Consider the following 19702-nt stretch of genomic DNA (forward strand, 5'->3'; position numbering starts at 1 on the left):
GTAATCGGTGCGCAGGGCCGTCATTGCCCACCGCGCGGCTCCCGCGCCGTCGCGATCTGCCGGCGTAGGTTGCAAGCGTGTGGCACTGGTTCGCGCCCCGGGTGGCGCACTGGTTCGGCCACGACATCGTGGCCGGCGGTCGGCTGCCGTTGCTGTGCTGTCTGATCGCGTTCATCCTGACTTTTTTCGTCACCCGGACATTTGTGCGTTTCATCCGCCACCGCCTCGCCGCGGGCCGCCCCGCTAAGTGGTGGCAGCCGCGCAACGTTCACATCGGGGGAGTGCACATACACCACGTCACATTCGGGGTAGTGCTGGTGATGATTTCCGGGCTGACGCTGGTGACCTTGTCGGACACCGGGCAGGAACTGGAAAATACAGTGGCCGCAATATTGTTCGGCATCGGTGCGGCGCTGGTGCTGGACGAGTACGCACTGATCCTGCACCTGTCCGACGTGTACTGGGAAGAGGACGGCCGCACGTCGGTGGACGCGGTGTTCGCCGCGGTGGCGGTGGCCGGGTTGCTGATCATGGGTCTGCACCCGCTGATGCTCTTCGTCCCGCTGTGGCATGACAGGGCGTCGACGGCCTGGCACGCCGCGGTGATCGGCGCGATGGTGCTGACGCTGCCGCTGGCCGTGGTGGTGGTGCTCAAGGGCAAGGTGTGGACCGGTCTGGTCGGCATGTTCATCGTGGTCTTGCTGATCATCGGCGCGTTGCGGCTGTCCCGCCCGCACGCCCCGTGGGCCCGCTGGCGATACACCACCCAGCCCGAGAAGATGCGGCGCGCCCTGCAACGGGAACGGCGCTGGCGTCGTCCCGTCGTGCGGGCCAAGCTGTGGTTGCAGTGCGCGATCGCCGGGACCCCGCGGCTGCCCGACGACCGCATGGTCGACGCCCAGCTCGACCATGACGTCCATCCCGCACCGCCGCCCGAGGGGACCGAGCCCATCCTGATCGGCGGCTAGCCTGCCCTAGGCTTTGCTGAGTGCGGTACTTCTACGACACTGAATTCATTGAGGACGGCCGCACCATCGAGCTGGTCTCCATCGGCGTGGTCGCCGAGGACGGTCGCGAGTACTACGCCGTCTCGACCGAATTCGACCCCGAGCGCGCCGGCACCTGGGTGCGCGCCAACGTGTTGCCCAAGCTGCCGCCGCCGTCGTCGCAGCTGTGGCGCTCACGCAGGCAGATTCGTGAGGATCTGGAGGAGTTCTTCGGGGTCTTCGGTAGCGAACCGATCGAGCTGTGGGCCTGGGTCGGGGCCTACGACCATGTGGCGCTGTGCCAGTTGTGGGGGCCGATGCCGGGCCTGCCCAAAGCCATACCCCGCTTCACCCGAGAGCTGCGCCAGCTGTGGGAAGACCGCGGATCGCCACGGCTGCCGCCGCGGCACCGCGACGTGCATGACGCGTTAGTGGATGCCCGGGATCAGTTGCGCCGCTTCCGGCTGATAGTGTCCGGCGACGAGACGGGCCGGGAAGCGACCCGATGACCACCCCCTAGCAGCGCTGGGGGATCCCGGCCGGGGCGCGGTCGAACTGGCGTAAGCCCTGGCTGGCCACAGATATCATGGACCGATGAACTGGACCGTCGACATACCGATCGACCAGCTGCCGGCGTTGCCGCCGCTGCCCGCCGACCTGCGGACGCGGCTGGACGCTGCGCTGGCCAAGCCGGCCGCACAGCAGCCGGCCTGGCCCGACGATCAGGCCGCGGCGATGCGCACCGTGCTGGAAAGCGTGCCGCCGGTGACGGTGCCTTCCGAAATCGTCCGGCTACAAGAACAACTCGCCCAGGTCGCCAGGGGGGAGGCATTCCTGCTGCAAGGCGGTGACTGCGCCGAGACGTTCGTCGACAACACCGAGCCCCACATCCGGGGCAACGTGCGAACGCTGTTGCAGATGGCCGTCGTGCTGACCTACGGCGCCAGCCTGCCGGTGGTCAAGGTGGCCCGCATCGCGGGTCAGTACGCCAAGCCGCGCTCGGCCGACATCGACGCGCTGGGTCTGAAGTCGTACCGGGGCGACATGATCAACGGCTTTGCGCCGGACGCCGCTGCCCGCGAACACGACGCGTCGCGGCTGGTGCGCGCCTACGCCAACGCCAGCGCGGCGATGAACTTGATGCGGGCGTTGACCTCGTCCGGTTTGGCGTCGCTGCACCTGGTGCACGACTGGAACCGCGAGTTCGTCCGGACCTCGCCGGCGGGTGCCCGCTACGAGGCGCTGGCCACCGAGATCGACCGCGGCCTGCGGTTCATGAGCGCGTGCGGAGTGTCCGACCGCAACCTGCAAACCGCGGAGATCTACGCCAGCCACGAGGCCCTGGTGCTCGACTACGAGCGCGCCATGCTGCGCCTCTCGGACAGCGAGGACGGCGATCCGCAACTGTACGATCTGTCGGCGCACACCGTCTGGATCGGCGAGCGGACCAGGCAACTCGACGGTGCGCACGTGGCGTTCGCCGAGGTGATCGCCAACCCGATCGGCGTCAAGCTCGGCCCGACGATGACGCCCGAGCTGGCGATGGAGTACGTCGAGCGCCTCGATCCGCAGAACAAGCCGGGCCGCCTGACGTTGGTCAGCCGGATGGGCAATAACAAGGTCCGCGATCTGCTGCCGCCGATCATCGAGAAGGTGCAGGCCACCGGTCATCAGGTGATTTGGCAGTGCGACCCGATGCACGGCAACACCCACGAGTCGTCCACCGGATACAAGACCCGCCACTTCGACCGCATCGTCGACGAGGTGCAGGGCTTCTTCGAGGTGCACCGTGCGCTCGGCACCCACCCGGGCGGCATCCACGTCGAGATCACGGGCGAGAATGTCACCGAGTGTTTGGGTGGCGCGCAAGACATTTCGGACCACGACCTGGGTGGCCGCTACGAAACCGCGTGCGATCCGCGGCTCAACACCCAGCAATCACTGGAACTGGCGTTCCTGGTTGCGGAGATGCTGCGCGACTAGCTTTGCGGCGCCCCCGGGCGAACAGGGCTCGCACGTTTCCCAGCACGATGCGCGGTAGCAGCGCCGGATCCTGCAACCGGCTGGGCGGGTCGACGAGGTTGAGGACCCGCAGGATTCGTTCGGTCAGCACGACGTCGTTGGCGGCGGCGTTCAGCACCGCCCGCCCGGTCCACCGGCCCAGTCGCCCGCTCGGGGACCGCGGCGGGCCGGCATCGACGCGGTCCCGGGCCTGATTGCTGGCCCACGTCGCCCCGATATACCGTGCTGTGGCGCCGAAAAAGCGTTGCGCCAGTTGGGTTTCGCCGAACCCTAGGCAGTCGCGCAGGGTCAGCACCTGCAGGGCGGCGATGGTCATGCCCTGGCCGTAGCTGGGGTCGAGGCTGCACACGGCATCCCCAATGACCAGCAGGCCCGACGGGAATCGGGGCATCCGGTCATAGCGCCGCCACACCGCCGCGGTGTGGTGATAGGTGACGGCGTCCCCGATGGGCTGTGCGCCGCGCAGCCCATGGCAGATCGCCGGCGGCAGAGCGCCTTCGGCCGCGGCGAACATCGCGGCGAAGTCGGCGGGCGGCTCGCCGTAGGCGCTCGGCTGACCGACGGTCAGCATCCAGGTGTCGTGCTCGCCGGCCAACAGCAGACCGCGGGGCCGGCCGCCGCCGGGGCTGAACATCACCAGCCGCTCGGCGATGCGGCCCTGGGTGATGCTCAGTCGCTGGGTCGAGTAGCCCAGCTTGGCCACCGCCCGGTCTTCGGGAGGCCGGCCGTACCCGAGACGGGCCAACAATGCGGGGGTGCGCGTGGCCCGACCCATGGCGTCAACCACCAGGTCGGCGGTCAACGTTCGCTGGAATCCGCTGTCGCGTTTGAGGATTCGGACGCCGGTGATGGTGTCGACGGCCCCGATCGGTTCCACCACGTCATGCCCGTCCAGGAAGGTCACGTTCGGCAACGCCTTGACTCGACGGCGCACGTGGAATTCCAGAAACGGCCGGCTGGCCAGACACTGCGTCAGCGGCGACGGATCGGCCAGTGTGCCGGAACGCTTGAACTCGTAGCGCCCGACCCGGCCGTACACCCGTGACAGGTCACCGTCGTCCATGACCACCGCGCCGGCCGTGGCGAGCTCCCCGAGCAGCCCGGGAAACAGCTCCACCAACGCCTGCACGCCGCGTCCGAGGAAGTTATGCACGTGACGGCCCTGGGGGACGCCCTTGCGGTCGGTGGGGTAGTCGGGCAACCAGTCCCGCTCCACCACGCTGACCGACTCGTAGAACTCCGAAAGGACCCGCGCGGCAAGCAAACCCGCCATCCCCGCACCCAGTACCACGGCGTGCTCGCCGACCCGGTCCGGCGAGTCCGCGTTGTTCGTTGTCGAACCCATGCAGCAGTACGGTACACCAAATTTAAGAAAAATAAGAGATTCTTGAGGTTACATTAAGATTCGTGTCGGGTCGCGGTTCGGGACGAGGTCATCCCGCGGCAACCCCGAGCGGTGGTTCCACGCTGGCCGGGGGAAGGCACCCCGACGCCACGACGGCGGTAAGCGCGAGGGCCGCGGCGACAACAACTTTCGCGGTGAAACGTGACATGACTACTCCGTTCGTCCGGCCCCCTGAGGGAACTGTAGAGCCACCGGGCAAATATTTCAATGTTCATTGAAATATTTGCCCGGTGCGGCGATAGTTCGAAGTGCACGGATCGGTCGACCGCGCCGCCACCGCGGTCAGGTATAAACAGGTGCTCCCGGCAGACAAGTCGGCACGACGGCACAGGAGGCGCAGTCAAGTGAGGTCAAAGGTTCCGCCGGCTAAGGTCGCCCGCGTCGCCGGCCGGGTCCGCCACTACCTGTCGCGGTTGCACCGACGCTCCGCGCCGCCAGCGGCGGTGATGCTCGAATTGATCCTGAACGCCTGGATTGCCCAAGCGATCGCGGCCACGGCCGACCTGGGCGTCGCCGACGCCCTGGCGGCGGGGCCGCTGACCGGCCAGCAATTGGCGGACCGGGTCGGCGCCGACGCCGACACGGTGAGCCGGCTCATGCGTGCGCTGGTCGGCATCGGAGTAGTCGGCCGGCGCCGCGACGGGCGCTACGAACTCACCCCCCTCGGGGACACGCTGCGCACCGACGCCCCGGTGTCGATGGCCGGGATGGCACGGTGGGTCGGCTCGCCACAACATCGCGAGCACTGGAGTCACCTGACCGGCGCAATACGAACCGGTCATGCCGTGATCCCGGAGCTGCGCGGCAAACCTATTTTCGAATACCTGGCCGACGAGGCGGAGCTGGCCGAGATTTTCAACGCCGCCATGACCAATCTCTCCGAGATGGCGACCGCGCCACTGACCGCGGCTTACGATTTCAGTTCGTTCGGCACCATCGTCGATGTCGGCGGCGGCCACGGCCGGCTGTTGTCTGCCATCCTGGCGACGGCTCCGAATTCGCGGGGCGTGCTGTTCGATCTCCCGCAGGTGGTGGCGGGTGCGCCAGAGTTGTTGCGCAAGTACGGCGTCGAGGACCGCATCCGGATCGAGGAAGGTTCGTTCTTCGATTTCGTGCCGACCGGCGGCGACGCGTACGTGCTCAAGAACATCATCCACGACTGGCCCGACCAGGACGCCATCCGCATCCTGAACAACATCCGCGCCGCCGTCCGACCCGGCACGCGACTATTGTTGTGCGAGTTCGTCATTCCGGACCACGATCGGGACTTCCCAGGTAAGTGGATCGATCTGGAGATGCTGGTTGCCGTCGCCGCGCGCGAACGCACCGCCAACGAGTACGCCCGGCTGTTCGACCAAGCCGGATTCCGATTCAACCGTGTCGTCGCTTCCGCGTCGCCGCTGAGCATCGTCGAGGCGACCGCGGTCTAGCCGACGGTCAACCGGCGCCGGCCGACCCCGGACCACACCGAGACGAGAGCGGTTCGGGGCCCAGCTCGTCGGCGGGCACAGTCAAGAACCGGTGCACCGCGGGCCCCACCAACCCGGCCACCTCGTCGACGCCCAGCGACGATAGCGGCGGCACCCGCATGATGTAGCGCAGCATCGCGGTGCCGACCAGATTCGTCGCGGCCAGCATCGCGCGCAGTCGTGCCTCGTCGCCACCGCCCAGCGCGTCGGACACCGCGGTCAGCAGATAGTCGTGCAAAAAACCGCGAAACGCTTCGTTGGCATCACGATTCGACGTCGCCGACTGCACCATCGAGGCCATGCTCGCGGCCGTTTCCGGATGCTCCCACAGCCCGAGGTAGGCCCGCACCACGCGGTAGCCCAACTGATCGTCCTTCTCGGCGAGCTCGGCGGTCAGCAGATCCGCCGGCAACACCAGCGTCATCGACTCGCGGAACAGTCCGGCCTTCGAGCCGAACAGGTAGAGGATCATCGACGGGTCCACCCGTGCGTCGTCGGCAATTGCTTTCAGCGTCGTCTTGTCGTAGCCGTGCCGGGCGAACTGCCGCTTCGCCGCGGCAAGGACCGCGTCGCGTGATACCGGCCCGCCTTGCCGTCTGCCCCGGCGCTTGACCGTTTCCCCAGGTGACGGCATCTGCGAACGATATCACTTCGGGTCATCACAGCAGGCCGGTCAGATTGCTGCCGATCGTCCAGCCGATCGTCGCGGTCAAACCGGCCAACGCGAGCACCAACGCCACCCACACCAGCACCATCCGACGGGCGTGCTGACGCGCAAGGACGAATTCACTGATCGCGATGCCAGCGAATTCGCCTGAGCCGGAACCGTATTCGAAGTCCATCTCGGATTCGGAGGGTACCGGGGGCTCGGCGCCATCCGCCGACCAATCCTCGGGACCCCGGGTCAACTGGCGGGTGGGCGCCCGGACCGGCTCGCCGCGCGGGGACTGCGGCGCGGCGGTCCGCTGCTGACGCGTCCTGGCGTGCTGCAGCGCCGCCGACCGATGCTGGGCGGAATTTTGCGGCGCCGGCACGCGGAAATCGGGCAGCCCGAGCTCATCGACGATCGCCTCCAGGTCGGCGGCCATCTCGATCGCGTCCGCGTACCGTTCGGCCGGGTCCCGGGCGGTCGCGCACGCCACAAAATCGTCGAATTGGACCGGCACGCCGTCGATCACGTCGCCCGGGCGCCCGACGTCGTGGTCCAGTCGCTGATAGGCGATAGACAGCGTTGAGTCGCCGGTGAACGGCGTGTTGCCGGTCAGCAGCTCATAGGTCAGGATGCCGGCCGAGTAGACGTCGCTGCGCGGGCCGGCGTTGCCGTCGCGCACCTGCTCGGGCGACAAATAGGCCGCGGTGCCCAAAATGACGCTGGCGGAAGTGATTCCGGCCGCGGCGACTGCACGCACCAAGCCGAAATCGGCGATCTTGACCTCGCCGTCGTCGGAGATCAGCACATTCTCCGGCTTGACGTCGCGATGCACCAGCCCGGCGCGGTGCGCGGCGGCCAGTCCGCCCAACACCGGGCGCAACACCGCCGCGACGGCATGCGGCGGCATCGGGCCGCGCTCGATCAGCAGCTCGCGCAACGTACCGCCCTCGATCAGCTCCATCACCAGAAACGGGTGCCGCGCGTCGAGGCCCTGGTCGTACACGGCGACCAGTCCCGGATTCTTGAGCCGGGCGACCGTGCGGGCTTCCAGCTGGAAGCGGGCCAGGAATTGGGTGTCGCCGGAGTACCGCGCGTCCATCACCTTCAGCGCGACCGGCCGATCCAGGCGGGTGTCGAGGCCGCGGTACACCGTCGAGGTACCGCCGCTGGCAATCTTGCCCTGAACCAGGTAGCGGCCATCCAGCAACGCGTTGTCCAGCGGGTCACCTGTCCCGGCTCCGGTCACGGGGCCATCGTAGGTGGGGTCAGCGCCGGCGCGGCAGCACATCCACGCAACGCGCCTACCCACCCGGGAACCACGGCCTAGACTTGCGTCGTGGGCAGCATTCCGGCCGGCGATGATGTGTTAGACCCCGATGAGCCAACCTACGACCTGCCCCGGGTCGCCGAACTGCTCGGCGTGCCGGTGAGCAAGGTGCAGCAGCAGCTGCGGGAGGGTCACCTGGTTGCGGTGCGTCGCGACGGGGGCGTGGTGATCCCACAGGTGTTTTTCACTCACGGCGGCGAGGTCGTCAAGAGTCTGCCGGGGTTGCTGACGATCCTGCACGACGGTGGCTACCACGAGACCGAGATCGTGCGCTGGCTGTTCACCCCGGACCCGTCGCTGACGATCACCCGCGACGGCAGCAAGGATGCGATCAGCAACGCCCGCCCCGTCGACGCCTTGCACGCCCATCAGGCGCGGGAAGTGGTGCGCCGGGCCCAAGCCATGGCGTACTAGGCGGCCAGCGGTTCATCGGCCCGCGCAGCTCGCGCCTGCGGAGCGCGATACAGCGCATACCAGGCGACCAGCGCGGCCGCCGTGGCCGCGGAGAAGTGCAACCACGAGTACATACCGTGCGACCCATCGGGTTTGAAGATCACCATGGCCCAGGTCGACAGGCCCGCGATCAGCGCGACCGCCCGCCGCGACTGCGCCAGCGGCGACGCCACCGCCAGCGGCCACGAGTAGTACCAGGGCAGGGCGGCCGGCACGAACAGCACCACGATCAGCATCGACCAGGCCATCCCCGTCAGCGCTGCCCGGTCGTCGCGCCGGAAGCGCCACCACAACAGCGGTAGCGACACCGCGATGATCGCGATGCCGATGTAGCGGGTGATGCGCAGCGTCGCATAGAAGTTGACTTGGAAAAGCCCGTTGAACGCGAAGTGGATCACGTTGGCCGCGGCGGTCGGCACGGTCAGCCAGTTGATGATCTTCACCGATCCGGCCAGCGCGGTGAGCCAGCCCAGGCCGACGCCGGCCGCCGCCGACAACACGGCGAACACCGCGGCGAAGATCAGCACGCCCAGCGCGGTCGCCGTCGCGAACGCCCGGGCCGGACGATAGCCCCGCCGCTCGCACAAGTGCCGCATCCACACCCAGACCAAAAACGGCAGCGCCAGACCGGCGGTGGCTTTGACCGCCACCGCGACGGTGACCAGAGTGACGCCCAACGCGTGGCGGCCCTGGAAGGTCAGCGCGATCCCGGCGGTCATCAGGCCCACCATCAACATCTCGTTGTGCACCCCACCCATCAGGTGGATCAGCACCAGGGGATTGAGCACGCAGATCCACAACGCGATCGCGCCGCTGGTGCCGAGGTGGTGGGCCAGCCGGGGAGCGGCCCAGATCAACAACGCCAGCCCGGGCAGCATGCACAGCCGCAGCAGCATCGTCCCGAGGATCACGTGGTTGCCGACCAGGATCGTGACGAGTTTGGCGATCAGGATGAACACCGGGCCATACGGCGCGGTGGTGATCGTCCAAATGGGACTTACGTTGTCCAGCAACACATTCGGGTTAGCCGCCGGGCCCACCGCGTAGGGGTCCAAGCCGTCGCGCAGCAGGGCGCCCTGCGCCAGATAGGAGTAGGTGTCGCGACTGAACACCGGGACCGATAGCAGCAGCGGCGCCAACCAAAATCCGGTGGTGGCGCGCATCATGAATTCGGTGATCTCGCCGGCGACGACGCGGCGGCCCAGCGACAGCCAGGCGAACAGCATCAACGCCACGCCCGTCCACAACAGAATCGACGACAGCACCAGCCCGTGGCCAAAACGCAGCCAGGACATGTGGATCGCCTCGAGCACGGGGTCATGTGGTTTGGTGCTGCCGGCGCCCAGCCCGCCGACGGTGATGAGCACCGACCCCACCAAGCCCAGCTTCGCGGGGCGAGCCTGCGGGGTGGCGACGAACGCCGTCAGGCGGGAAAGGTGTTCGGCAACAGCACCGGTGCCCATGATCGAACCGGCTGCGGACGAGTCGGTGGTCATCGCTCAGGCGGATCGGTTGGTGGCCGCTTTGGCCAGCTCGGACAGCCCGGCCTTGGCCGGGGCGCTGATGGGAGCGGCGGCCAGCGCCTGCAGCGCCCCCTCGGTGAGGGTGGCGATGCGGTGTTCGGCCGCGGCCAGGGCGCCGACGGACTCGATGACCTCGCGCAACTCGTTTACCTGTACGTCGGTCAACGGTGCGCCGATCGAGCTCCGTAACAGGTTGGCCGCCAACGGGTCTGACTTGTCCGCTAGCTCGACAGCCTCGGCCAGCAACACCGTGCGCTTACCGGAACGCAAATCGTCGCCGGACGGCTTGCCCGTCACGGCCGGATCCCCGAACACTCCCAGCACGTCGTCGCGAAGCTGAAACGCGACGCCCAGGTCGATGCCGGCCTGGGCGAACACGGCTTGCACGTCGGGCCGGTCCCCGGCGGCGGCGGCGCCGAGCTGCAGCGGACGCGCCACCGTGTAGCAGGCCGTCTTGAACCGGTCGACGTTCATCGCCGACGCGATCGACTCCGCCGCGCTGGCCTCGGCGACGATGTCGAGGTACTGCCCGCCGAGCACCTCGGTGCGGATGTCGGACCAGACCCGCAGCACCCGACGCTGCGTCGCCGGCGTCAGGTCCGCTCCGAACACGATGTCGTCGGCCCAGGCCAGGGCGAGGTCGCCGAGCAGGATCGCGGCCGAGATGCCGAATCGGTCGGCCGAACCCTGCCACTTTCGATCCCGATGCAACGTCGCGAAGCGGACATGCACCGTCGGCCGGCCGCGGCGGGTGGAGGAGTCGTCGATGACGTCGTCATGCACCAGTGCGCACGCCTGTAGCAGCTCCAGCGCGGAAAACAGCAGCAGCACTTCGGAATTGGGTTCGGCATCGGTGACCGCGCGCCAGCCCCAGTAGGCGAAGGCCGGACGCAGCCGCTTGCCGCCGCTGAGCACGAACTCCTCTAGGGCGGCGATCAACGCCGCGTAGTCGTCGCCGATGTAAGCAGTCTCGGTACGCCGGCCGTGCAGGTATCGGCGCAGTTGCTCGGCAATGGCCCCGGTGAACTCGACGGTTGCCGCTGCTGCTGGGGATTTCACGCTCAGCGCGCCGCCCCCTTTCTGCCTCGGCATGCCCGCTGTGATCCAAGCCCGATCAGTGTATTCCGCACCACAATCCGAGTACTTCGGCTGGCTCACAATTCCCCCACCGGGTTGGCGTTCCGCTGCGCCCCTATGCTGGCGGGGTGCGATTCGTCCGAGGAAGAGGAGCCGCGTGACTCTCAACACCGTTGCGCTCGAGCTGGTGCCGCCGAATGTGGACGGGGGTCGGGAGCGGGCGCTTGACGAGGCGCGCAAGGTCTTGCAGTACTCCGCGGAGTCGGGTCTTCACGGCCGCATCCGGCACGTGATGATCCCCGGCATCATCGCCGAGGACGACGACCGGCCCGTCCCGATGAAGCCCAAGTTCGACGTGCTGGATTTCTGGTCGGTGATCAAGCCCGAACTGCCCGGCATGACCGGCCTGTGCACCCAGGTGACCGCCTTCATGGACGAAGCGGCGCTGCGCCAACGGCTCACCGCGCTGACCGACTCCGGCATGGAAGGCGTGGTGTTCGTCGGCGTCCCGCGCACGATGAACGACGGCGAGGGCTCCGGCGTCCCGCCGACCGACGCGCTGTCGATCTACCGCGACCTGGTCGCCAACCGCGGCGTCATCCTCATCCCCACCCGCGAAGGCGAGCATGGTCGCTTCAACTTCAAATGCGATCAGGGTGCCACCTACGGCATGACCCAGCTGTTGTACTCCGACGCGATCGTCGGCTTCTTGACCGAATTCGCCAAGACCACCGATCACCGTCCGGAGATCCTGCTCTCGTTCGGCTTCGTGCCGCAGATCGAAAGCAAGATCGGCCTGATCAATTGGCTTATCCAGGATCCCGGTAACCCTGGTGTGGCGGCCGAGCAGGAGTTCGTCAAGAAGTTGGCCGGCAGCGAACCGCCGCGGAAGCGTCAGATGATGCTCGACCTATACCAGCGCGTGGTTGACGGCGTCGCCGAGCTGGGTTTTCCGCTGAGCATCCATTTGGAGGCGACCTACGGCCTGTCCGGCCCGGCGTTTCAGACGTTCGCCGAGATGATCGAGTACTGGGCGCCGGCCCGGCTAGCTCGCTGAGGGCGGATTGCGCGGGGTGGTGAACCGCTCGGAGCGGTCGCGGCTCATCCAGGCCAGCAGCGCCACCACCCCGGCCGCGGCGAACGACGCAATGCCCAGCCAGACGCCGGCGCCGGTGAACGAGCGGGTGTTCGGGTCGGTGTAGCGGGCCTGGGCCGTCATTGTCGTCACCACGCCCGGTTTGAGCTTCCACGACACCGCGTCCGGGTCGATGCGGTCACCGTTGGTCGAGGTCACCGGGCCCGGAAAGGCGACGGTCACCTCGACGTCGGCGTCCGGATCGGTCAGCGAGGTCAGATCCGCGCGTCCTTCCAGGATCACCACATTGCCGTTGCGGCGCAGCGACAGGTTCATGCCTGCGGCGTCGGAGTTCATGTTGGCCAGCTGCGGCAATTCGGCGAATGTCAGATCAGAGAACACCGCCTGAGACCCCACGTAGCCGTCGCTGTCGTAGGTCGACACCGCCACCTTCTGGTTGAACGCCAGGTTGTTCGTGTCCAGCTGCGGCCCGGTGTCCTTGGGCGTTTTCGGCTTGGCCGCCGCGATGATTTCTCCGGAGACCAGGTCGTCGGGGGAGACGGTCAGTGACGCCCTGGCCCGCAGGCAACCGGTGGCTACCGGAACCAACAGCATCAGCATGGCGAGGGCGAGCACGCGGCGCCGGCGGGCGGTGAACCCGCGGGCTCGGCGTGGGGGAGAGCTGGCGCGCACCAGGTCATCGTGCCAGATCGGGTGTGTCGGTTAGCCGTCGCCGGGCCGCTGCAGCGGCAGTGGGCGGCCCAAAATCGCGAATGCCCGTGGGTCACCGGCGAAGTGGTAGCGGCGGATGATGTCGGTGAAGCCGAGCCGGCGGTACAGCCGCCACGCGCGGTTGGCCTCGCCGCTGGTCTCCGGCGTGGACAGCAGGACGTTTCGTTCGCAGCGGCCGGCCAGCAGTCGGCGGGCCAGGGCTTCGCCGATGCCGCGGCCCTGGGCGCGGGGATGAATGTGCAGCTCGGTCAGCTCGAAATAGCTGTTCATCAGCCGGTCGATCTCTTCGGGCGGCAGGCCGCCGCGTTGCAGACCCAACACCACCTGCTGCTGCCACCATTGGCCGGGCGCCCCGGGGTAGCCGTAGGCGACACCGAGCAATGGCGCATTGGCCAGATCGGCCGCCGGCGGCGGCCCACCGTCGGGAGCCGCGTCGGCTTCCACGGCGGCGGCCGCCTGCCAGCCCCGGCGGCGGAGGTGTTCCAGCCACATCGCGGCGCGCTGGTTCTCGGTGCCCGCCGGATATCGCATCGCGTCGACATACACCTTGAGGGCGTCGGTGAGCCGGCGCTCCATATCGTCGCGCGGCAGATCGATGAGGAATATCGCCAATTCGCGGTGTCCTCTCGTCCCGATGATCGGGCCGCCCGCGTCGCTTTCCGGCGGTGCGGCGGCCCGGTGCCCGTATCGCCATTATCGGGCCGCAGGGCCGGTGGCTGGAGGTTGGTCTGGAGGTTAGTGGGGACAGTGAATAAGTGACGCGGTCTGGGTCGCCAAGGGTTCGGCAAGGATTCGGCACGCGGGGTGTAACACATCACCGTTGCCGCGCGATGATGGTGCGGAAGCAACGAAGATAGAATCGCGGCTGAACTAGTGGTACGGGTCAGATTGACCTCGTATCATTTGACTTAGTTGCCCGGACGACGGGCATCCGCGTGCTATCGATAGTTACGTGTCAGACTGTCGGCAAGGAGGGACGAATGCCACTCTCCGATCATGAGCAGCGGATGCTCGACCAGATCGAGAGCGCACTCTACGCCGAGGACCCCAAGTTCGCGTCGAGCGTACGGGGCGGCGGCTTTCGAGCACCCACGGCGCGACGTCGGCTGCAGGGTGCGGCATTGTTCGTCATCGGTCTGGCGATGCTGGTATCCGGTGTGGCTTTCAAGGCCACGATGATCGGAACCTTCCCGATTCTCAGTGTCGTTGGCTTCGTGGTGATGTTCGGTGGTGTGGTGTTCGCCATCACCGGGCCGCGGCTGTCCGGTCGGCCGGCTTCGTCCGGGCCCGTCCCGGGCGCCCGGCAGCGCCGGCCCAAGGGCGGCTCGTTCACCAGCCGGATGGAAGACCGCTTCCGGCGTCGCTTCGACGACTAGCAACCACTTCCTAAGGGGCAGCCGCACGGTTGCCCCTTAGTTTTGCGCCGGCCGCGCCCGAATTGCGTTGCGCGCGGGCCGGTTACCGCACACCGATGGGCGTCGCGCAGCGTCGAGTCCGTTCCGACGCCAAATTGAGCCGCAATCGAGGCGCACACGCTGGCTGCGTCCCTACTGGGCCCCCCACTGGGCCCCACTCGGCCCCTCCAAGGCGCCCCACCTTCCCCCACCGCCCGGGTCAGGCCGTCTGACGTGCGTTTTTAGCGGTCGGGCCGCAGTCGCCGGTGCGACACCCCGGACGCGGCCGGCTCCTTCTGCCGGCGCGACGTGGCAAATAGTCGACGAAACACCCCGACGACACCTCGTTTATGGGGAGAAGTGGGGGATTGTGGGGTATGGTGGCTGAAGTGTTTGGGCGAGCCGAGAAACGGCCTCGACGGGAGGTGAGCTGGTGTTTCTCGGCACCTACACGCCCAAACTCGACGACAAGGGGCGATTGACGTTGCCCGCCAAGTTCCGCGACGCGCTGGCAGGGGGGTTGATGGTCACCAAGAGCCAAGACCACAGCCTCGCCGTCTATCCGCGGGCGGAATTCGAGCAGCTAGCTCGCCGGGCGAGCAAAACGTCTCGAAGCAATCCGGAAGCCAGGGCGTTCCTGCGCAATCTGGCCGCCGGCACCGATGAGCAGCATCCCGATGCCCAAGGCCGCATCACCTTGTCGGCCGACCACCGCCGCTACGCGAACCTCTCCAAGGACTGCGTAGTGATCGGGGCGGTCGACTACCTCGAAATTTGGGATGCCCAAGCCTGGCAGGACTACCAGCAAACGCACGAAGAGAACTTCTCCGCGGCCAGCGATGAAGCACTCGGCGACATCATCTGAGGCGCATGCCCGTGCATCGTGGCCTCTGCCCGAACCGACCCTGGCGTACTTCCCCAACGCCTGGTTCGTAGTTTCGGACAGGGACCTCGGTGCAGGGGCGCGTCCTTCCTCAGTTCTGCGGGCCGGCCCGCGTTTTGACGAGTCCCTCCGGATGCGGGGAGGTGGTGCGGTGGCCGACGAGCCAGATGATCTGGGGCCGAACCGGTTCGGGCATGTGCCCGTGCTGCTGCAGCGCTGCGTCGAGCTGCTCACTCCGGCGTTGACCCGCCGGCACCCCGACGGAACCGGCGCAGTGCTGGTCGACGCCACCCTCGGCGCGGGCGGGCACGCGCAGCGCTTCCTGGCCGAACTGCCGGGGCTGCGGTTGATCGGGATCGATCGAGACCCCGCCGCGCTGCAAATCAGCCGTGACCGGCTGGCACCGTTCGCCGATCGGATCACGCTGGTACACGCACGCTATGACGGCCTGGCCGACGCCTTGGTCGAATCCGGTTACGCCGCAGACGGATCGGTCGACGGTGTGCTGTTCGATCTGGGCGTGTCCTCGATGCAGCTGGACCGTGCCGAGCGGGGCTTCGCCTACGCCCAGGACGCCCCGCTGGACATGCGGATGGATCCGACAGCCGCCCTGACCGCCGCCGACATCGTCAACACCTACGACGAGGCCGAGCTGGCGAACATCTTGCACCGCTACGGCGAGGAGCGGTTCGCGCGTCGCATCGCGGCCCGCATTGTCCGCCGGCGGGTCCACACCCCGTTCACCTCCACCGCCGAACTGGTGGCGCTGCTCTACGACGCGATCCCGGCCGCGGCCCGACGCACCGGCGGTCATCCGGCCAAGCGCACCTTCCAGGCGCTGCGCGTCGCGGTCAACGACGAGCTGAACACGCTGCGCCGGGCGCTTCCGGCCGCGCTGGACGCGTTGCGGATCGGCGGCCGGATCGCGGCGATGTCCTACCAGTCGTTGGAAGACCGGATCGTCAAACGCGCATTTGCCGACGCGACCGCCTCGCGCACGCCGGTGGATCTCCCGGTCGAGCTGCCGGGGGCTGGCCCACGCTTCGCCACGCTGACCCGCGGCGCCGAACGCGCCGATGCCGACGAAATCGACCGGAACCCTCGCAGTGCTGCCGTGCGACTACGGGCCTTGCAGCGGCTGCGGCGCGAGGGACAACCACCGCAGCGGGTGACCGAGAAGGGCGACTCATGAGAGCGAAAGCCAAGCGCGAGGCGCCAAAACGCCGGGGCGGCAACGCCCGTCGCGGCGGGCGGGATGGCGCGGTCCGTACCGGCAGGCGCGGCGCGGCGGACTCGACTGCCCGTCGTACCCGGCCGACGCAGGGTTCGGCGGCCGGCCGCGAGGCGCGCTCGGCCAAGTCCGGACCACAGACCAGCCCGCATGCCCGGCCCGTCCAGCGCCCGGCGCGGCCGACCAGCACCAGACAGGCCAAGGCGCGGGCCAAGGCCAGAAAAGCCAAGGCGCCCAGGGTTGTTCGGCCGCGCCTGACGGAACGGTTGGCTCTCCGGCTGACCTCGGTCGACCTGCGACCGCAGACGCTGCTGGCCAAAGTTCCTTTCGTGGTGCTGGTTATCGGCGCCCTGGGTGCCGGGTTGGCGCTGACGTTGTGGTTGTCCACCGACTCCGCCGAGCGGTCCTACCAGTTGAGTGCTGCCCGCGAGAAGACGCGCCTGCTGCAGCAACAAAAGGAGGCGCTGGAGCGCGACGTCCGCGAGGCGGAGGCCGCGCCGGCGCTGGCCGAGGCGGCCCGTAAACAGGGCATGATCCCGACCCGCGATACCGCCCACCTGGTTCAGGACCCTGAGGGTAACTGGGTGGTGGTCGGCACACCTAAACCTGCCGACGGTGTGCCCCCGCCGCCGCTGAACACAAAGCTGCCCGAAGAAGGGCCACCGTCGCCGAAACCGGCGGCGCCAGCGGAGGTCCCGGTGCGGGTGCAACCGGATCCGGGAGCGGCGCTGGTGCCCGGCCGTAGCAGTGGGCCGGAGGCGCTGCTGCGGGCACCGGACGGCTCGACGACGGTGGGCGGCCAGCATCTGCCGGCCGCGCCGCCCGTGCCCGGTGCGCCGGGCGGTCCGATCGCGGGCCAGTTCCCGGGTATGCCCGCCACCCCGGGTCTTCCGGCGCCAGGCGTTCCGGCACCAGGACTGCCGGTGCCCGGGCTCCCGGCGCCAGGCGTTCCGGCACCAGGACTGCCGGTGCCCGGGCTCCCGGCGCCAGGCGTTCCGGCGCAAGGCGTTCCGGCGCAGGCGTGGCCCACGCCGGGGCTGCCGATGCCGGCCATGCCCGCCCCCGCCGCTCCTGTGCCCGCCGAGGTGCCGATCCCGATCGCCGGGATGCCGCCCGCGCCCGCCCCCGCCCCGCTACCGGCGGAGGTACCCGTCCCGGTGCAACCGGGTCCCGGACCGCAGGCCGGCGTCCCCGTCCTGCCCGGACTGCCGGGACCGGCGATCACGGCGCCGGTCGCACCGCCCGCCGGTGCGGGCCCCGTTGTGGCCCCAGGTGCCCCCCGGTGAGTCGCGGCGAGGACGGCCGCAGCCGCCGGCCCGGCAAGGCCGGCGCCGCGCGTCGCGGCCCCGGGATCCGGCAATCGAACCGCCCAGCCAAGCCGGAGAAGGCGCAACAGGCCCGGAAGGCCCAGCAACCCAAGGCTTCCCGCAAGGACAAGAAGTCCAGCGCGCCGGGCAAGCCAGAGGCCGTGCTCGGCCATTCGGCCCGCCAGCGGCGCACCCGGGCGGTCGTCGAAGCCACCACGCGTAGCACCTCCTTCCTCTTCCGGCATCGAGTCGGCTACGCGGTCATCCTGGTGATGATGCTGGTGGCCGGGGCGCAGCTGTTCGTCCTGCAGGTCACCGACGCAGCGACACTGCGCGCCCAGGCCGCGGGGCAGCTCAAGGTCACCGACGTCTCAAAAGCCATCCGCGGCAGCATTATTGACCGCAACAACCAGCAGCTGGCGTTCACCATCGAGTCGCGGGCCTTGACCTTTCAGCCGAAGCGAATCCGCCAGCAGCTGGAGGACGCCAGGAAGAAGAACCCGGATGCACCCGATCCGCAGGCGCGACTGCGGGACATCGCCAAAGAGGTGGCGACGCGACTGAACAACAAGCCGGACTACGCGACCGTGCTCAAGAAGCTGCAAACCGACGACAACTTCGTCTACTTGGCGCGTGCCGTCGATCCGGCCATTGCCAGTGCCATCTCGGACAAGTACCCGGAGGTCGGCTCCGAGCGGCAGGATCTGCGCCAATATCCGGGCGGATCGCTCGCGGCCAACATTGTCGGCGGCATCGACTGGGACGGCCACGGCTTGCTCGGCCTCGAGGACAGCATGGACTCGGTGCTGTCCGGCACCGACGGCTCGATCACTTACGATCGCGGGTCCGACGGCGTGGTCATCCCCGGCAGTTACCGCAATCGGCACAAGGCGGTCAACGGGTCCACCGTGCAGCTCACGATTGACAACGACATCCAGTTCTACGTGCAGCAGCAGGTCCAGCAAGCCAAAAATCTGTCCGGGGCACATGATGTTTCGGCCGTCGTCCTGGACGCCAAGACGGGTGAAGTGCTGGCTATGGCCAACGACAACACCTTCGACCCGTCCCAGGACATCGGTCGTCAGGGCGACCGGCAACTGGGCAACCTGCCGGTGTCCTCGCCATTCGAGCCGGGCTCGGTGAACAAGATCGTCACCGCGTCGTCGGTCATCGAATACGGCCTGAGCAATCCGGACGAGGTGCTGCAGGTCCCGGGCTCGATCAACATGGGCGGTGTCAACGTGCACGACGCCTGGGACCACGGCGTGATGCCTTACACCACCACCGGCGTGTTCGGGAAGTCCTCGAACGTCGGCACTCTGATGCTGGCGCAACGCGTTGGTCCGGAACGGTTTTACGACATGGTCCGCAAATTTGGGCTGGGGCAGCGCACCAACGTCGGACTGCCCGGTGAGAGCGCCGGCCTGGTACCGCCGATCGACCAGTGGTCGGGCAGCACCTTCTCGAACCTGCCTATCGGGCAAGGTCTTTCGATGACCCTGCTGCAGATGACGGACATGTACCAGGCCATCGCCAACGACGGGGTGCGCATCCCGCCGCGCATCATCAAGGCCACCGTCGCGGCCGACGGCACCCGCACCGAAGAGCCGCGCCCCGAGGGGGTGCGGGTCGTCTCGCCGCAGACCGCGCAGACCGTTCGGCAGATGCTGCGCGCCGTCGTGCAACACGACCCGATGGGCTACCAGCAGGGCACCGGACCCGCGGCGGCGGTGCCCGGCTACCAAATGGCCGGCAAAACCGGTACCGCCCAGCAGATCAACCCGGGCTGCGGCTGCTACTTCGACGACGTCTACTGGATCACCTTTGCCGGGATGGCCACCGTCGACAATCCGCGCTACGTGATCGGAATCATGATGGATAACCCGGAGCGCAACGCCGACGGCACGCCCGGGCACTCGGCCGCCCCGCTGTTCCACAACATCGCGGGCTGGCTGATGCAGCGAGAGAACGTCCCGCTCTCACCTGACCCCGGGCCGCCGCTGACCTTGCAGGTGACCTGAGCGCGCGCGACGGTGCTAGCGTCGGAGTCGATAGCGTCTAGGGTTCCGGCGTGAACGCGTGACTGGTCCGAGCGACGCCACTGCAGCTTCCGAAGAGCTGCGGTCATCTGAACGGACAAAAGCCTGGAGGATCTCCGGCGGCGCG

Annotated in this window: 18 protein-coding genes; 11 read left to right on the forward strand and 7 right to left on the reverse strand. The window is 68.2% G+C overall.

Translation table 11 applies throughout. The annotated features are described in order from the left end of the window. Window positions 1-101 precede the first annotated feature (101 nt). The 3 genes from G6N33_RS22930 to G6N33_RS22940 all read left to right on the forward strand — a co-directional run bounded on the left by G6N33_RS22930 (window position 102) and on the right by G6N33_RS22940 (window position 2969). Window positions 102-968: a hypothetical protein gene (locus G6N33_RS22930; protein WP_044511966.1), complete on the forward strand. Its 867-nt coding sequence runs from the start codon at window positions 102-104 to the stop codon at window positions 966-968. A gap of 20 nt (window positions 969-988) precedes the next feature. After that, window positions 989-1495, forward strand: coding sequence for a polyadenylate-specific 3'-exoribonuclease AS (locus G6N33_RS22935; RefSeq protein WP_044506550.1), 507 nt, complete (start codon window positions 989-991; stop codon window positions 1493-1495). A gap of 85 nt (window positions 1496-1580) precedes the next feature. Continuing rightward, window positions 1581-2969: a class II 3-deoxy-7-phosphoheptulonate synthase gene (locus G6N33_RS22940; RefSeq protein WP_044506548.1), complete on the forward strand. Its 1389-nt coding sequence runs from the start codon at window positions 1581-1583 to the stop codon at window positions 2967-2969. Here the strand turns inward: G6N33_RS22940 and G6N33_RS22945 are convergent. Further along, complete coding sequence (locus G6N33_RS22945) at window positions 2911-4353, reverse strand: FAD-dependent oxidoreductase (protein WP_044506546.1); 1443 nt, start codon at window positions 4351-4353, stop codon at window positions 2911-2913. The genes G6N33_RS22940 and G6N33_RS22945 overlap by 59 nt on opposite strands. A 404-nt stretch (window positions 4354-4757) precedes the next feature. Here G6N33_RS22945 and G6N33_RS22950 point away from each other — a divergent pair, with 404 nt between their 5' ends. Then, on the forward strand, window positions 4758-5843 hold the full coding sequence (locus G6N33_RS22950) for a methyltransferase (protein WP_044506544.1): 1086 nt from the start codon (window positions 4758-4760) through the stop codon (window positions 5841-5843). Between the two features lie 7 nt (window positions 5844-5850). Here G6N33_RS22950 and G6N33_RS22955 read toward each other — a convergent pair whose 3' ends face one another. Continuing rightward, window positions 5851-6516 (reverse strand): TetR/AcrR family transcriptional regulator, encoded by a 666-nt coding sequence (locus tag G6N33_RS22955; protein ID WP_044506543.1) that lies wholly within the window; start codon window positions 6514-6516, stop codon window positions 5851-5853. Window positions 6517-6541: 25 nt separating this feature from the next. Continuing rightward, the gene (locus tag G6N33_RS22960) at window positions 6542-7780 is read right to left on the reverse strand and encodes a protein kinase domain-containing protein (RefSeq protein ID WP_101528463.1); all 1239 of its coding nucleotides are present in this window, start codon (window positions 7778-7780) and stop codon (window positions 6542-6544) included. A gap of 90 nt (window positions 7781-7870) precedes the next feature. Between G6N33_RS22960 and G6N33_RS22965 the strand changes: the two genes are divergently transcribed. Continuing rightward, window positions 7871-8275, forward strand: a complete 405-nt coding sequence (locus G6N33_RS22965) for an Rv2175c family DNA-binding protein (protein ID WP_044506541.1) — start codon at window positions 7871-7873, stop codon at window positions 8273-8275. On the opposite strand, the gene G6N33_RS22970 is transcribed toward G6N33_RS22965, so the two are convergent. After that, window positions 8272-9810, reverse strand: a complete 1539-nt coding sequence (locus G6N33_RS22970; protein ID WP_081661988.1) for an alpha-(1->6)-mannopyranosyltransferase A — start codon at window positions 9808-9810, stop codon at window positions 8272-8274. The two genes, G6N33_RS22965 and G6N33_RS22970, sit on opposite strands and share 4 nt — an antisense overlap. A gap of 3 nt (window positions 9811-9813) precedes the next feature. Next, complete coding sequence (gene idsA2, locus G6N33_RS22975) at window positions 9814-10929, reverse strand: bifunctional (2E,6E)-farnesyl/geranyl diphosphate synthase (RefSeq protein WP_081661987.1); 1116 nt, start codon at window positions 10927-10929, stop codon at window positions 9814-9816. Between the two features lie 142 nt (window positions 10930-11071). Between idsA2 and G6N33_RS22980 the strand changes: the two genes are divergently transcribed. After that, entirely contained in the window at window positions 11072-11971 is a 900-nt protein-coding gene (locus G6N33_RS22980) for a mycobacterial-type methylenetetrahydrofolate reductase (RefSeq protein ID WP_044506540.1), read from the forward strand. Here the strand turns inward: G6N33_RS22980 and G6N33_RS22985 are convergent. Further along, the gene (locus tag G6N33_RS22985; protein ID WP_044511960.1) at window positions 11960-12610 is read right to left on the reverse strand and encodes an LppM family (lipo)protein; all 651 of its coding nucleotides are present in this window, start codon (window positions 12608-12610) and stop codon (window positions 11960-11962) included. The genes G6N33_RS22980 and G6N33_RS22985 overlap by 12 nt on opposite strands. A 102-nt stretch (window positions 12611-12712) precedes the next feature. Beyond that, window positions 12713-13333 carry a GNAT family N-acetyltransferase gene (locus G6N33_RS22990; protein WP_044506539.1) on the reverse strand — a complete coding sequence of 207 codons (621 nt, stop codon included), beginning with the start codon at window positions 13331-13333 and terminating at the stop codon, window positions 12713-12715. A 368-nt stretch (window positions 13334-13701) separates the two neighbouring features. Between G6N33_RS22990 and G6N33_RS22995 the strand changes: the two genes are divergently transcribed. From G6N33_RS22995 to G6N33_RS23015, 5 genes are all read left to right on the forward strand, one after another. Beyond that, entirely contained in the window at window positions 13702-14097 is a 396-nt protein-coding gene (locus G6N33_RS22995) for a DUF3040 domain-containing protein (protein WP_044506537.1), read from the forward strand. A gap of 451 nt (window positions 14098-14548) precedes the next feature. Then, window positions 14549-14980, forward strand: coding sequence for a division/cell wall cluster transcriptional repressor MraZ (gene mraZ / locus G6N33_RS23000; RefSeq protein ID WP_044506536.1), 432 nt, complete (start codon window positions 14549-14551; stop codon window positions 14978-14980). After that, complete coding sequence (gene rsmH / locus G6N33_RS23005; protein WP_408632742.1) at window positions 14955-16190, forward strand: 16S rRNA (cytosine(1402)-N(4))-methyltransferase RsmH; 1236 nt, start codon at window positions 14955-14957, stop codon at window positions 16188-16190. The genes mraZ and rsmH overlap by 26 nt, the downstream gene beginning before the upstream one ends. Then, window positions 16187-17515 carry a hypothetical protein gene (locus G6N33_RS23010; protein ID WP_163771651.1) on the forward strand — a complete coding sequence of 443 codons (1329 nt, stop codon included), beginning with the start codon at window positions 16187-16189 and terminating at the stop codon, window positions 17513-17515. Before rsmH ends, G6N33_RS23010 begins: the two co-directional genes overlap by 4 nt. Continuing rightward, on the forward strand, window positions 17512-19557 hold the full coding sequence (locus tag G6N33_RS23015; RefSeq protein ID WP_044506533.1) for a peptidoglycan D,D-transpeptidase FtsI family protein: 2046 nt from the start codon (window positions 17512-17514) through the stop codon (window positions 19555-19557). The genes G6N33_RS23010 and G6N33_RS23015 overlap by 4 nt, the downstream gene beginning before the upstream one ends. Window positions 19558-19702 lie beyond the last annotated feature (145 nt).

This window comes from Mycobacterium simiae (assembly GCF_010727605.1).
Lineage (GTDB): Bacteria > Actinomycetota > Actinomycetes > Mycobacteriales > Mycobacteriaceae > Mycobacterium > Mycobacterium simiae.